Below are 13328 nucleotides of genomic sequence, written 5' to 3'. Positions count from 1 at the left end.
TTTCATATCCTTATTCCGGGATCTCTCCAGCTATTGTGTAACGATGCATCAAGCGTCTGTGGCCTTCGTAATCATTGATCGCGAAATGCATCGTGTTTCTGTTGTCCCAAAGAGCAAGAGACCCTGGCTCCCACTTAAATCTGCATGTGAAGGCTGGACGAATGGCAAATTCACAAAGGAAGTCGATAAGAGGTTTACTCTCTTCTTCAGACATCCCTTCAAGTCGGTAGGTATATGCAGGATTGATAAACAGAGATTTGTTACCTGTTTCTGGGTGAGTTCTGACAACAGGGTGCTTTACTTCAATTCTGATCTCATCAGCATTGTTAAAGCTGATGGCGTAATCCCCCTTTCGAATTTTCAATTGTTGTTTTAAGCCATGTGCGACGTGTTCAGCGCGTAGCCCATCCAACATATTTCGCATAGCTGGCGAAAGGTTTTGATAAACCATTTCCATATTGGTCCAGGTCGTGTCGCCGCCATACGGTGGTAATTCTCTTGCATAGAGAGCCACGCCCATACTTGGCGCCTCAAGGTAAGAGGTATCAGAGTGCCAAGAACCTCCAAAATTATAGCCGGTATCATCTGCTTCTTTGAGAAGTTCAATTAACTCTGGGTATTTGTCATGGTGCTTAACAAATAGATCCGACTGAGGAGGGCCAATCTGGCGCCCAAACGCGATATGCTGTTCCGGAGTTAGATCCTGATTTCTAAAAAAGAGAACTTTATGCTTCCAAAGGGCGGTCTTTATATCTGATAACAATCCTTCATCTATGGGAGTGGAGAGATCAACGCCTTTAATTTCTGCTCCCAATGCCCCGGCGATAGGTTCAGTGGAGATATGCTTGTAATGATAATTCATTCGGGCTTCCTATTGTATTCGTTAGGAACAGCCTAAGGATATTTATACGTAATATTTCTTTTTTATTGGACGTTAATTAGTGATATATGGACTCAATGGTCAATGTAGTGGAAAAATATAGTCAAACCGAGCAAATTGGTTTGTTGCTGACACCAGGCTTTTCTCTACTTGCATATTCGACTTTGGCTGAAGCATTCCGTATTGCAAATGAGATCGCTGAAGCTGAAGTCTATTCATGGTGCACTGTCGCAGCATCCTCGGATCCGATAAAATCGGCCAACAATTTAACGATTATTCCGGATTTAGTTTATGGCACTGATCTTCGTTTTGATCGCTTAGCTGTTTGCAGCTCTAAGAATGTCCATGATTACAATGATGAAGGTGTATTAAGCTGGCTCAGGCATCTGGATCGAATGGGCTGTTCTGTTGGGGGAATAACAAGTGGTAGTTGGGTGTTGGCGCATGCTGGCTTGCTCAATGGGTATCGCTGCACCATACACTGGCAGGAAATGACAGCTTTTAAAGAAATGTTCCCGGAGTTGGAGGTTACCAGTCATCTTTTTGAGCTGGACCGTCAAAGATTTACCTGTGCTGGAGGTATGGCGGCTCTGGATATGATTTTGACAATTATGGGGCAGCGATTTGGGTTTCATTTTGCTTCTCAAATAAATGAGCGATTGGTTCGCGAAAATATTAGAGATCAAAGCGAACAAATAGATTTGTCCAGCTCGGCTCGCTCTGCAATTAGAAACGAAAAATTGCGCTCAGCACTAGAGATCATGGAAGGTAACCTTGAGACGCTGGTTAGTATTCCTGATATTGCTGGGCGCGTCTTTCTTTCGCAACGGCAACTCGGTCGATTATTTGAACAACATTTTCAATTTTCACCACAACAGTATTATTTGAGACTGCGGTTGGACCGGGCTTTTCACTTATTAAGACAGACAGAATTCTTGATCTCGGAAATCTCATCCGCGACTGGGTTTGAATCCCAAAGTCAATTTGGTGTTGCTTATAAAAAACGGTTTGGCCACACGCCTTCTTCAGAAAGAAAGCACTATCTCTAGAGATTGATTTGCTTCTTCCAAGGTGGGTTCGAGCCCGTTTGGGTAACAGTAAAGGCGGCAACCTTATTGCCTTGTCTTAATGCAGATCTAATTTGTTCCTCGGAGAGTTCTTTAAGTTTTCTTTTTGTCAAAAGTTCTTGCTGATAAAGGCTGGCTAAAACACCGGCATTAAAGCTATCTCCGGCACCGATCGCATCGATCATCTCAACCTGCAGGCCTGGCTCAAAGTATTTGACCGTTTTAGTGAAGGCTGTCGCGCCTTTGGCTCCCTCCGTATAAAGAACCAGAGAGCTGTTCTTTTCCAGAAGTTGATGAGCAAAGTCGTGGATATTGGCGCCGGGGGCCAACCAGTTCAAATCTTCATCGGATATTTTGACGATGTCACTCATGCCAAGCATACGGTCGATACGTTTACGATATGAAATTTCGTCGCTTATAAAACTGGTCCGAATATTAGGGTCAAAGGAAATAATTCGGCCTTTGTATTCACGTTTCATAAGCGCTTCATAAGTTGAACCACAAGGTTCTGGTATCAGGCTAATCGCTCCAAAATGTAATGCTTGAGTGTTTGCAAGAAGACTGGGGAGATGGCTAAGATCTAGAAGGCGGCCTGCTGTATTTTCATCATAAAAAGCATAAGATGCCTGACCATTAATCAGCTTTACAAAGGAGAGGGTGGTAGGGGCATCCATTCTGTTGGAATAACGATAATCAACTCCAGATTCACTGAGACTGTCACAGAGTTGCTGACCAAATAGGTCGTTTGAAAGTCCGCTTAAGAAACCAGTTGGCACACCCAGTCTGCCCAGTGCGATAGCGGTGTTGAAAATTGCCCCTCCCGAGATAGGGTGATAACCGTTATTGTTTCCTAAAGACCCTGTACAGCCTTCTATTGGCACCATATCTATAAGTGCTTCGCCACAGCAGATGATCATGTTTAGTCTAACCAGTTGTTATAATCTGAAACGAGTAGATGTTGGGGCGCTACATCTTCTGTTATATTTGAAAAACGACCAATCTTTTCTCTAAAGACGTTATCCGTTAAATCGTCGTTTACGGTAGATACTTCACCGATAAGTACGTCTTCCTTCTCTCCCCAAAAAGCATGCCAGACGCCAGGCAAGAGGGTAACACTTTCGCCTGGAGCCAATTTTAACAGGCTACCGGGTTTTAACTCTTTTAATACACCATCGCAGGGGACGACGACTTTCGCTTCTGGATCAATATTTCCCTCTTCATCAGACATAAACAGTTCTAGGATCAGATCTCCCCCACCCCGGTTGATAATGTCTTCAGCTTTGAAGTTATGACGGTGCATAGGGGATATTTGATCTTTCTTTGAGATCATAATTTTCTCAGCATAAAGCATGCCTCTACCAGCCTTTAAATCCTCAGCAAAGCCGTTACGGACCGTGAAGAGAAATAGGCCTAGCTCATCGAATTTACCTAAGCCATAATCAGTAATATCCCAGCCCAATCGAGCCTTGGTAATGCCATCAAGTTTCAATTTTTCGGCTTTAAATTCATCAGGAGTGAGATAAGCAAAGGGAGGTAATATATACCCTTTTGCTTTTATAAATTGATCAGCTTCCATCAGGATGTCATTGACTTCAGAGCGTTTCATTTTGATCGACCTCTAGTGAGCTGTTTTTAAATGGCTTGGTGTACCAGGAGAGCGTTTTGATCGACTAGGTAGCGATCAAACAAAGGTAAACTAGCCCCCCCTAAGGCTCGGGCTACCGGTCCTAAGGATCCTGGTACAACAGTTGGTTTTTGAATTCCTTGAAGATCAAAATCATCAAGTGCTTCGTGAGTGGATTTTACAATTTTATCTCTGATATATTGAGGAAAAGCCCCATCGATAATGACAGCTTCTATATCGATCAGTGCGGCAGAAGATATTATTGCTTGTGCCAGACCTCTGGAGACTTTCTTTAACCACAGATCTGTATTTTCACCGAATTGATCCCATCCTTCATCCGACTTCCAGAGAGGAGAGGGGTCTTTGTTTTCCTTTTGTAGTAATCGTTCGAATGTAACGATTGAAGCTTCGTCAATAAGTTGGCAGCTATTACCGGTTCCATCGTTAATTAACATGGATCCCAAAGCGCCGGCATTGCCGGTACGCCCTGAAAAAAGGCTGCCATTAATGACAACGCCGCCCCCAACAAAAGTTCCGATGTAAAAATAGACGAAGTCACGTTTATTCTGGTTCTCACCAAATGCGAGCTCTGCACCGCAAGCTGCCGTGGCATCGTTCTGCAAGTATACGGGGTAGGGATATTTTTCACTCAGGACAGCACGTATATCGTAAGTTTTCCAAGCATCCATTCGAGCCTTGGGTGCGTCGATTTCTTCGGCCCAGTTCCATAACTCAAACGGCATGGCTATACCCAATCCTGATATTTTATCCGCTTGAGGCCCAAGGCTGTTTTCCAGTTCAATAATGCTTTGAGTAACGAACTGTTCGATACCTTTTGGCTCTGGGAAAGGGTAGGTATGAATTATTTTTTTACGGACAGTACCTAGAAAGTCAACAAGAACCAGTTCTGAGCTTCGTCTACCAATCTTTAAGCCTATGAAGTAGGCGCCATCAGGGTTTAAGGAAAGGGGGATGGATGGTTGTCCCACTTTGCCGCGAACGGGTTCGCCTTTAATAAGCAGGCCATCTGCTTCTAGGGCACGCATAATAACCGAGACTGTTTGCGCAGATAATCCTGTCATGCGAGATATTTTCATTTTGGCCAGCTGGCCGTGTCTTCTAACCAAAGAAAGGACAAGCCGTTCATTGTAGGCACGCATACTGCTTTGATTTGATCCACGAGTTTGATGGTTCAAATCAGAGTTTGGTACTGATCGTGTCTCAATGTTCACCTGGTTTCCCCAAAGTTTGTTGTCTTGATTTCCACTATGCTCTTATAGAACCTTTGAATAGATACATGTAAATGATCATCAATAAAAAAAGGGCTAGGTCAATAAATAAATCAGAGTGATTTATTTATTGACAGATTATGCGTGATGGTGTTGGCTTTAAGAAGGGCATCTGAATAAGCCTTTGGAAAATTCACAATATAACTGGATAAAACTAGTCTTCGAACAACTGGGAGAAAGAGCTGTCATGAAGTTCAATTCTTTAAAGTACGGTCTACTGGGTGCTGTAGCCTTAGGTGCAATGGGTGCTTCTTCTGCCTTTGCTGATGACGTGAGTGCATGTTTAATTACAAAAACAGATACAAACCCTTTTTTCGTCAAGATGAAAGAAGGTGCACTTGCAGGTGCAAAGGCAAATGGCATTGAGTTACAAACATTTGCTGGGAAAATTGATGGCGATGTGGAAACGCAAGTAGCTGCAATAGAAACCTGCATCGCTTCCGGGGCAAAGGGGATTTTGATAACTCCTTCTGATTCTGTTGCGCTTACGCCTGCAGTACAACAAGCACGTGAAGCCGGTCTTCTCGTTATTGCTCTCGATACACCTTTTGAGCCTGCGGATACCGCAGATGCCACCTTTGCAACCGATAACTTTAAAGCCGGTGTTCTTATTGGGGAGTGGGCCAAAGCCAAAATGGGTAGTGATGCAGATAATGCAAAAATTGCCTTGCTGGACTTAAACGTTTCAGAGGTATCGGTCGATTACTTGCGGGATCAAGGGTTTTTGACCGGGTTTGGTATCGATATCAAAGATCCAAAAGACATCGGTGATGAAGACGATCCTCGTATTGTCGGCAACGATATTACACAAGGAAATGAAGAAGGTGGTCGCAAGGCCATGGAAAACCTGCTTCAAAAAGATCCTGAGATCAATTTGGTCTATACGATCAACGAGCCATCAGCCGCTGGTGCTTATGAAGCTCTAAAAGCCGTTGGGCGTGAAAAAGATGTCCTGATTGTATCCGTTGATGGGGGCTGTCCTGGAGTTCAGAATGTCCAAGATGGTGTCATCGGTGCAACCTCAATGCAGTTCCCGCTTCTTATGGCCTCTAAGGGAGTTGAGGCGATCAAAGCCTGGGCTGATACTGGCGAAAAGCCGAAAAATACAGCTGGGCTGGATTTTTATGATACTGGCGTCGAGCTTATTTCAGATACACCAGTAAAGGGTGTGAGCTCATTGGATACAAAAACAGCACTAGAAAAGTGCTGGGGATAATTGATCAAAGTAAAGGGTTGGCTATCTAACATGGCCAGCCCTTTTCGATAAAAGAGGGCCTATATTGCCTTAGCCGATGAAATCATGTTTCATCATAAGGTTATTTGGTAAACGTAGTTGAGTACCCCTAAAGATTTAGCCCTGAAACTTAAGAAGATGTGGTTGTTATTTTGACGCGTAGCCTAAATCCTCAGGTAGATCGTGATGCCCAAGCCGGGACAAACGATTTTGAAAAGTCACTACCTGAAACCGAAGTCGCACATGCTGTCTTTGATGAGAGGAAAAGATCTATTGCTGATCATGTTCAGCATTTTTTTCATCGCAATCCGACCATGGTACCCGTGATCGTTCTGGTTTTAAGTATTGTTATTTTTGGCGTGGTTGCAGGGTCAAAATTTTTCCACCCCTTTAACCTATCCCTGATCATGCAGCAGGTTTCTATTATTGGTATTCTTGCCGCGGGACAGAGTTTGATCATTCTTACTGCGGGTATTGATCTGTCAGTCGCAGCAATAATGGTGCTTACCTCTGTGGTCATGGGGCGTTTTGCTGTTGATTATGGTGTGCCCGTTATATTCGCTATTCCGCTTGGATTTATTGTCGGGACTTTATGCGGATATCTGAATGGGAAGCTTATTACGCTATTAAAGCTGCCACCGTTTATCGTGACCTTGGGGACTTGGAATATATTCTACGCCCTGAACCTTTGGTATTCCGGAGCTCAATCTATACGGGGCCAGGATATTGATAAAACCGCTCCTATGTTGAAATGGTTTGGGGAACGAATAGTCTTTTTCGGTGCCCAATTAACCTATGGCACTATTTTGATGATGGTGGTTTTTGGCGCTCTTTGGTACGTGCTTAATCGCACAGCCTGGGGGCGTCATGTTTATGCAATTGGTGACGATAAGGAAGCAGCAGAACTCGCAGGGATAAGAACTGATAGAACATTGGTTTCTGTCTATGCCGTCGCTGGTTTGATCTGTGCAATTGGGGCATGGGCTTCCATTGGGAGAGTGGGATCCGTTTCACCACAGAGTTTTTTCGAAGGCAACTTGCAGTCTATTACAGCCGTTGTGATTGGTGGTGTCTCTCTTTTTGGTGGGCGAGGGTCAATCATGGGGCCACTAATTGGGGCGCTGATTGTCGGTGTTTTCCAATCAGGCCTCCGCTTGTCAGGTGTTGACGTGCTTTGGCAGGTTTTTGCGATTGGTTGGCTCATCATTATTGCGGTTGCCATTGACCAGTGGATCAGGAAATTATCAGCATGATTGATGAGAAAAAACCGGTTCTGTACGCAAGAGGTCTGGTGAAACGTTATGGTCGCGTAACCGCTCTTGATCACGCTGATTTTGACCTTTACCCAGGAGAGGTTCTCGGCGTTATTGGTGATAATGGTGCCGGGAAATCCTCCTTAATCAAAGCTCTCTCTGGCGCAATTCATATCGATGATGGAAATATAGAGCTGGACGGAGTATCCACTCAATTTTCCTCTCCAATGGCCGCACGTGAAGCAGGAATAGAGACTGTTTATCAAAATCTTGCCTTATCACCAGCGCTTTCTATTTCTGATAATTTATTCCTGGGGCGAGAAATTCGCCAAAAGGGAATAATGGGATCTCTTTTCCGTAAACTTGACCATGGTGTAATGGATAAGATTGCGCGTGAAAAATTGAATGAGCTCGGCTTGATGACGATACAAGATATTTCTCAAGCTGTTGAAACCTTATCTGGAGGACAAAGGCAAGGTGTGGCTGTAGCGCGTGCTGCGGCTTTTGGCTCCAAGGTTATTATCATGGATGAGCCCACAGCGGCTCTCGGGGTGAAAGAATCTCGGCGGGTTCTTGAGCTGATAAAGGATGTTAAAGCTCGAGGGATTCCGATCGTTCTAATCTCTCACAATATGCCTCATGTCTTTGAAGTGGCGGATAGAATACATATCCACCGTTTGGGTAAAAGACTATGTGTCATTAACCCAAAAGAATACTCTATGTCTGATGCGGTCGCCTTTATGACCGGGGCGAAGGAGCCTCCAAAAGAAGTTGTAGCTGCTTGAAAAAATCCATCGATGACCTTATTGAGAAAATTATTTTCCAGGCAGAAACGACCTCGCGTTTAATTGTATCAATATCGGGTCCTCCAGGCTCAGGAAAATCAACGCTCTCCACGACACTATGTGACGAATTAAATCGGATTGTTGGGGCTAATTCTACGGTTGAGATGCCGATGGATGGCTACCATCTCGATAATGACATTCTGAAAGCTCGGGACTTATTAGATAAAAAAGGATCTCCGCCGACTTTTGATGTTGATGGTCTTTCTCATGATCTCAGTCGCGTTATGGCTCAAGACCGTGATGTAGTCATACCGATTTTTGACCGAGTAAGCGACCGATCAATCGCTGGAGCTCGTGTGGTTGAAAGGCAACATCGCATTATATTATTAGAAGGTAATTATCTTCTATTGAAAGGCGGCGCCTGGGGGGGGCTAAAAAAATACTATGGCCTTAGTATCTTTCTTGAAGTGCCTTTGGATGTGTTAAGGGTGAGGTTGATCAACAGGTGGCTCGAACACGGATTTTCACATGATGAGGCTGAGAAAAAAGCGTTGTCGAATGATGTCCCAAACGCTGAGTTTACAATCCAAAACTCCGTGCCTGCGGATATTTTGTATGTCTAGGGCACAAGTTTAAAAATCCTGATCTCTGAAATTTAAAAAGCCCCCACCTGTTAAGGTGGGAGCTTTACGTCTGGTTCGCTTTTTTTATTTGGGAAGACGGCTTACTCAGACGCTTAATGCTTTAGGTGTCGGTTTATTTAAGCCCCTTCGAAACCGCGGGATACTTCCCAATCGGTTACGCGGCGATCAAACTCTTCTTGTTCCCACTCGGCAGCGCGGGTGTAGTGATCAATCACATCATCGCCCATGGCAGTACGAAGCATTTCTGATTGGTTGAGAGCGGTAGTTGCGCCGCGAAGAGTACTTGGAATAGAGCGGGCGCTTTCAGATGCGTAGGCATCGCCTTTGAACTCTGCTTCTAGTTCACGCTTGTTCTCAATTCCGTCAATTCCTGCTGCAAGTAGGGCAGCCATAGCAAGGTATGGGTTTAGATCTGAGCCACCAACACGGCACTCAATCCGGATTGCTTTAGAGGCTTCACCGCAAAGACGATAGCCTGCCGTGCGATTGTCCTTACTCCAAATGGCTTTTGTTGGGGCAAAGGTGCCTTCTGCAAAGCGCTTGTAAGAGTTGATATGAGGCGCAAGGAAGTAGGTCAGGTCACTGGCATTGTGTAGTAATCCGGCAACATACTGGCGCATGAGTTCGGACATGCCGTATTGACCGTTGGGATCGTGGAATAGGGATTCCTTGCCATCCGCAGACCAGAGAGATTGATGCACGTGTGAAGAGCTTCCAGCAGCATCGTTGTGCCACTTGGCGAGGAAGGTTAATGCTTTGCCTTTTTGCCAGGCGATTTCTTTACAGCCATTTTTGATGAAGGCGTGGTTATCTGCAGAGATAATTGCATCATCATATTTGACGTTGATTTCTTCCTGTCCGGCAGAAGCTTCACCTTTGGAGCACTCAACCACGATACCTGCGTCATGCAATCCATTGCGGATCGCGCGCATAACATCTTCTTCTTTGGTGGTTTGGAAGATATGGTAATCTTCGTTATATTTACCGAGTGTTTCCAGGTTGTGATAACCGTCTTTGTGGACTTCTTCGAAAGATTTTTCAAAGAGATAAAACTCAAGTTCAGAAGCCATGAAGGCTTTCATGCCCATTGCTTCCAAACGTGCGACCTGTTTCTTGAGAACGGCGCGAGGAGAATGGGGAACTTCTGCATGTGTTGCATGATCAAGAACATCGCACAAGACAAAGGCAGTACCTTCGAGCCAAGGAACGCGACGCAGGGTGCTAAGATCTGGTTTCATGGTGTAGTCGCCATAACCCGCTTCCCAGCTTGTGGATTTATAGCCTTCAACAGTTTCCATCGCCATGTCTGTGGCAAGAAGATAGTTGCAGCTGTGGGTTTCTGAGGCGCCAGTCTTCACGAAAAAGTCCGCATGGAACCTCTTGCCCATGAGGCGACCTTGCATGTCTACGAGACAAACAAGAACTGTATCAATCTCGCCGCTGGAAACGGCCTGTTTCAGATCTTCAAAGGAAAGGTTACCGGACATTCGATTAGCTCTTATTCTTAAATGATTATTAGGGGTGTCACAGCCCGAAGACCGGGCTGTGACATAACGTTAGAATTAGCCGTAACGGTAAGGTTTACCAGCTTTTTCCATTGTTTTTGCGTATTTTTTGAGAATATCAACAACACGCTTGGAACGCGGGCTGTTCTCAGCAACTTCATCCCAGAACTTGTAAGCTTCAGCTTCAACAGTTGCCCACTCATCATCAGGAATAGTTGTAAGTTCAAGCTTGGTGCCTTCTGTACGAAGTTGTGCTTCACCACCCCAGTACCAGTGCTGACGGTAGTAGTGAGAGCTATCCATGCAAAGCTTGAAGAGGGTTTTCAAGTGATCTGGAACTTCGTTCCATTTTTCTTCGTTGGCGAAGAAAGAACCACACCATGCACCAGAGATGTTGTTGGTGAGGAAGTATTTGGTCACATCGGCCCAGCCAACAGTGTAATCTTCGGTAATACCAGACCAGGCGATACCGTCGAGCTCACCAGTTTGCATGGCAACTTCGATATCTTCCCAAGGCAGTGTTACTGGAACAACGCCAAAGCGGGAGAGGAAACGACCAGCAGTTGGGAAAGTAAAGACACGCTTACCTTTCAGGTCAGCCAGGCTGCGGATTGGGTCTTTAGTCGCGAAGTGACAAGGATCCCATGCACCAGCTGAAAGCCATTTAACGCCTTCAACTTCGTCATAAGCTTCTTCCCAGATTTCGTTCAAACCATACTGGTTGAAGAGAACTGGAACATCGAGGCTATAACGTGTACCGAATGGGAAGTATCCACCGAATACAGAAACATCTACAGGTGCAGCGATTGAATCGTCATCACTCTGTACTGCGTCGATAGTACCTTTTTGCATGGCACGGAAAAGCTCGCCTGTTGGGACCAACTGATCAGCGTAATAAAGTTCGATAACCATCTCGCCGTTTGCTGCTTTGTTGAAAGCATCGATGGCTGGTTTGATCACGTGCTCACCCAAAGCTGGGCCAGCATAAGTTTGAAGGCGCCATTTGATCTGAGTTTGCGCGTGAACAGCTGGTGCTGCTAGTGCTGATGCGCCTACGGCACCTGCGGTAGCCAGACCTGCCTTTTTAATAAACTCGCGTCTATTCGTCATAATAATATTACTCCCTGTTATTATTCATTCACAACCGAATGAGATATCCGGCCGAATTTAAGCTCTTTCACTTATTAGTATTGTCTCTTCTTCACTTGTTATTTCTTCTAACCTCCTGTTATCGTTTTTATTATTCCTGTCCGTTCCCCACTCTACTTAGCTGCCTTTAATATATTCTGGCAGCCAGAGAGCAATTTCTGGGAAGTACATAACAACCACCAATGCGAAGACCATGATCAGCACAAAAGGAATTACAGAGCGATAGATATCGATTAGTGAAATTTCAGGTGGTGCCATGGCTTTCATCAAAAAGAGATTATAGCCGAATGGCGGTGTCATATAAGCAACCTGAACCGTGATGGTATAGAGTACGCCGTACCAGATCGGGTTAAACCCAAGAGCAATAACCAGTGGAATATAGAGCGGAGCAACGATTACCAACATTGCGGTATCATCAAGGAACATGCCCATAACGATGTAGGAAAGCTGCATCATGATCAAAATTTCCCAAGGGCTTAGGCCCCACTCTTCAAGGAAAAGATGTTCAATTGCTTTTACCGCACCTAGGCCATCAAACACGGCACCAAAACAAAGGGCTGCAAGGATGATCCACATGAACATGCAGCTGATGCCCAAAGTTTGGCGAATTGTTGATTCCAGTACCTTGATGGTTAGTCGACGTCTGAGAATAGCTGCCAGAGTAGCTGCCGATGCACCGACGGCGGAACTTTCAACCAAGCTGGTATAACCCGCAATAAAGAACCCGGTCATGACGATGAAAATCAGCAATGGAAGAATTCCGGCCTTTAGGAGAGCAAGCTTCTCACCCAATGGCATCTGTCGCTCTTCTTTCGGAAGGACGGGGCCAAGTTCAGGCTGCAACCTACAACGAATGACAATGTAGGCTACAAACATGCCAGCAAGCATGAGACCAGGAATGGCACCAGCAAGCCAAAGTTGTCCGACTGGCTGTCTTGCGATCATACCATAAAGAACGAGAACAACACTTGGCGGTACTAAAATACCGAGTGAGCTACCGGCCTGAATGACACCCGTTACCATAACCTTGTCGTATCCGCGCCTAAGCATTTCCGGCAAGGCAATCGTAGCACCAATTGCCATACCCGCTACACTGAGACCGTTCATCGCCGAAATCAAAACCATGAGGCAGATCGTACCAATGGCGAGACCGCCATGTAGGGGGCCCATCCAAACATGGAACATCTTATATAGATCGCTCGCAATGCCAGATTCTGAGAGCATGTAGCCCATAAATACAAAGAGCGGCAGTGTGAGGAGAGGATACCAGTTTAGGAGTTTAAAGCTTGCCGTAAAAGGTATTTCAATGCCTCCGTCACCCCATAGAAATAGAGCAGAAGCTGCTGCGACAAACCCAATAGCGCCAAAAACACGTTGTCCCGTCAACATCATCACGATCATTGTCGAGAACATCATTAAGGCGATTAATTCGTAACTCATTAGAGTGTCTCTCCTCTAGCTTTCGCGAGGTCTTTAAAAAACGTTGCTACGGCCTGCAAAAGCATCAAGAAGATGCCAAATGTCATGATAATTTTGATTGGTGCCAATGGTGGAGCCCAAGATGAATAGTTCTTCTGACCATATTCAATGGCGTAAGCGGTGCTAGAGATGGCCCCAATGAGGAGTATGACGAGGTAAAAGACCAGGAAGATAGATGTGAAGGCATCTGTTCCTGCTTTTCTCTTTGGTGACCAGTTGCTGTAGAACAGATCCATACGCACATGAGAATCAAGCTGCATGGAATAGGCGCCTCCAAGAAGATAGTAGGCAGCCATCATGAATTGAGATACTTCGACGACCCATAGAAGAGGGGTATCAAATATTGTTCTAGAGATAGAAGAGTACAAAAGTACCCCGATCATTACGAAAATGAGGTGCATGGTTAGACGCCCTGTAAT

The 13328-nt window shown here is 45.2% G+C and carries 13 protein-coding genes; 5 read left to right on the top strand and 8 right to left on the bottom strand.

Going from position 1 to position 13328, the window contains the following annotated elements:
• Positions 1–10 precede the first annotated feature (10 nt).
• A complete protein-coding gene (locus tag ACOGW3_RS05315) occupies positions 11–862 on the bottom strand; it encodes a TauD/TfdA dioxygenase family protein (RefSeq protein ID WP_419902020.1) in 852 nt (283 codons plus the stop codon).
• Positions 863–948: 86 nt separating this feature from the next.
• On the opposite strand from ACOGW3_RS05315, the gene ACOGW3_RS05310 reads away from it, so the two are divergent.
• Positions 949–1929, top strand: a complete 981-nt coding sequence (locus ACOGW3_RS05310) for a GlxA family transcriptional regulator (RefSeq protein ID WP_419902019.1) — start codon at positions 949–951, stop codon at positions 1927–1929.
• Here ACOGW3_RS05310 and ACOGW3_RS05305 read toward each other — a convergent pair.
• From ACOGW3_RS05305 to ACOGW3_RS05295, 3 genes are read right to left on the bottom strand one after another with little or no spacing between them, the layout of a single operon-like run.
• Positions 1926–2864, bottom strand: coding sequence for a carbohydrate kinase family protein (locus ACOGW3_RS05305; RefSeq protein WP_419902018.1), 939 nt, complete (start codon positions 2862–2864; stop codon positions 1926–1928). The two genes, ACOGW3_RS05310 and ACOGW3_RS05305, sit on opposite strands and share 4 nt — an antisense overlap.
• 2 nt (positions 2865–2866) lie before the next feature.
• Positions 2867–3553, bottom strand: coding sequence for a D-lyxose/D-mannose family sugar isomerase (locus tag ACOGW3_RS05300; protein WP_419902017.1), 687 nt, complete (start codon positions 3551–3553; stop codon positions 2867–2869).
• Positions 3554–3579: 26 nt separating this feature from the next.
• A complete protein-coding gene (locus ACOGW3_RS05295) occupies positions 3580–4803 on the bottom strand; it encodes an ROK family protein (protein ID WP_419902016.1) in 1224 nt (407 codons plus the stop codon).
• A gap of 181 nt (positions 4804–4984) precedes the next feature.
• On the opposite strand from ACOGW3_RS05295, the gene ACOGW3_RS05290 reads away from it, so the two are divergent.
• The 4 genes from ACOGW3_RS05290 to ACOGW3_RS05275 all read left to right on the top strand — a co-directional run bounded on the left by ACOGW3_RS05290 (position 4985) and on the right by ACOGW3_RS05275 (position 8755).
• Positions 4985–6076, top strand: a complete 1092-nt coding sequence (locus ACOGW3_RS05290) for a sugar ABC transporter substrate-binding protein (RefSeq protein WP_419902015.1) — start codon at positions 4985–4987, stop codon at positions 6074–6076.
• A gap of 170 nt (positions 6077–6246) precedes the next feature.
• The gene (locus ACOGW3_RS05285; RefSeq protein WP_419902014.1) at positions 6247–7347 is read left to right on the top strand and encodes an ABC transporter permease; all 1101 of its coding nucleotides are present in this window, start codon (positions 6247–6249) and stop codon (positions 7345–7347) included.
• Positions 7344–8132: an ATP-binding cassette domain-containing protein gene (locus ACOGW3_RS05280; protein WP_419902013.1), complete on the top strand. Its 789-nt coding sequence runs from the start codon at positions 7344–7346 to the stop codon at positions 8130–8132. The genes ACOGW3_RS05285 and ACOGW3_RS05280 overlap by 4 nt, the downstream gene beginning before the upstream one ends.
• A complete protein-coding gene (locus ACOGW3_RS05275; RefSeq protein WP_419902012.1) occupies positions 8129–8755 on the top strand; it encodes an AAA family ATPase in 627 nt (208 codons plus the stop codon). The genes ACOGW3_RS05280 and ACOGW3_RS05275 overlap by 4 nt, the downstream gene beginning before the upstream one ends.
• 137 nt (positions 8756–8892) lie before the next feature.
• Here the strand turns inward: ACOGW3_RS05275 and ACOGW3_RS05270 are convergent, their stop codons facing one another.
• From ACOGW3_RS05270 to ACOGW3_RS05255, 4 genes are all read right to left on the bottom strand, one after another.
• Positions 8893–10263 carry a glutamine synthetase family protein gene (locus ACOGW3_RS05270; RefSeq protein ID WP_419902011.1) on the bottom strand — a complete coding sequence of 457 codons (1371 nt, stop codon included), beginning with the start codon at positions 10261–10263 and terminating at the stop codon, positions 8893–8895.
• Positions 10264–10338: 75 nt separating this feature from the next.
• Entirely contained in the window at positions 10339–11391 is a 1053-nt protein-coding gene (locus tag ACOGW3_RS05265) for a TRAP transporter substrate-binding protein (protein ID WP_419902010.1), read from the bottom strand.
• 156 nt (positions 11392–11547) lie between these two features.
• On the bottom strand, positions 11548–12870 hold the full coding sequence (locus ACOGW3_RS05260; protein WP_419902009.1) for a TRAP transporter large permease: 1323 nt from the start codon (positions 12868–12870) through the stop codon (positions 11548–11550).
• Positions 12870–13310, bottom strand: a complete 441-nt coding sequence (locus ACOGW3_RS05255) for a TRAP transporter small permease subunit (RefSeq protein WP_419902008.1) — start codon at positions 13308–13310, stop codon at positions 12870–12872. Before ACOGW3_RS05255 ends, ACOGW3_RS05260 begins: the two co-directional genes overlap by 1 nt.
• Between the last annotated feature and the right edge of the window lie 18 nt (positions 13311–13328).

Origin of the sequence: Kiloniella sp., assembly GCF_965205715.1 — a bacterium.
Taxonomy (GTDB): Bacteria; Pseudomonadota; Alphaproteobacteria; order Kiloniellales; family Kiloniellaceae; genus Kiloniella.
Note: the sequence above shows the minus strand (reverse complement) of the source record. Positions and strands in the feature narration are given on the sequence as shown.

What these genes read in the sequence shown, in the direction of transcription:
- ACOGW3_RS05315 (WP_419902020.1), bottom strand. Translation starts at nt 862, where the DNA reads ATGAATTATCATTACAAGCATATCTCCACTGAACCTATCGCCGGGGCA.
- ACOGW3_RS05310 (WP_419902019.1), top strand. Translation starts at nt 949, where the DNA reads ATGGACTCAATGGTCAATGTAGTGGAAAAATATAGTCAAACCGAGCAA.
- ACOGW3_RS05305 (WP_419902018.1), bottom strand. Translation starts at nt 2,864, where the DNA reads ATGATCATCTGCTGTGGCGAAGCACTTATAGATATGGTGCCAATAGAA.
- ACOGW3_RS05300 (WP_419902017.1), bottom strand. Translation starts at nt 3,553, where the DNA reads ATGAAACGCTCTGAAGTCAATGACATCCTGATGGAAGCTGATCAATTT.
- ACOGW3_RS05280 (WP_419902013.1), top strand. Translation starts at nt 7,344, where the DNA reads ATGATTGATGAGAAAAAACCGGTTCTGTACGCAAGAGGTCTGGTGAAA.
- ACOGW3_RS05270 (WP_419902011.1), bottom strand. Translation starts at nt 10,263, where the DNA reads ATGTCCGGTAACCTTTCCTTTGAAGATCTGAAACAGGCCGTTTCCAGC.
- ACOGW3_RS05265 (WP_419902010.1), bottom strand. Translation starts at nt 11,391, where the DNA reads ATGACGAATAGACGCGAGTTTATTAAAAAGGCAGGTCTGGCTACCGCA.
- ACOGW3_RS05260 (WP_419902009.1), bottom strand. Translation starts at nt 12,870, where the DNA reads ATGAGTTACGAATTAATCGCCTTAATGATGTTCTCGACAATGATCGTG.
- ACOGW3_RS05255 (WP_419902008.1), bottom strand. Translation starts at nt 13,310, where the DNA reads ATGCACCTCATTTTCGTAATGATCGGGGTACTTTTGTACTCTTCTATC.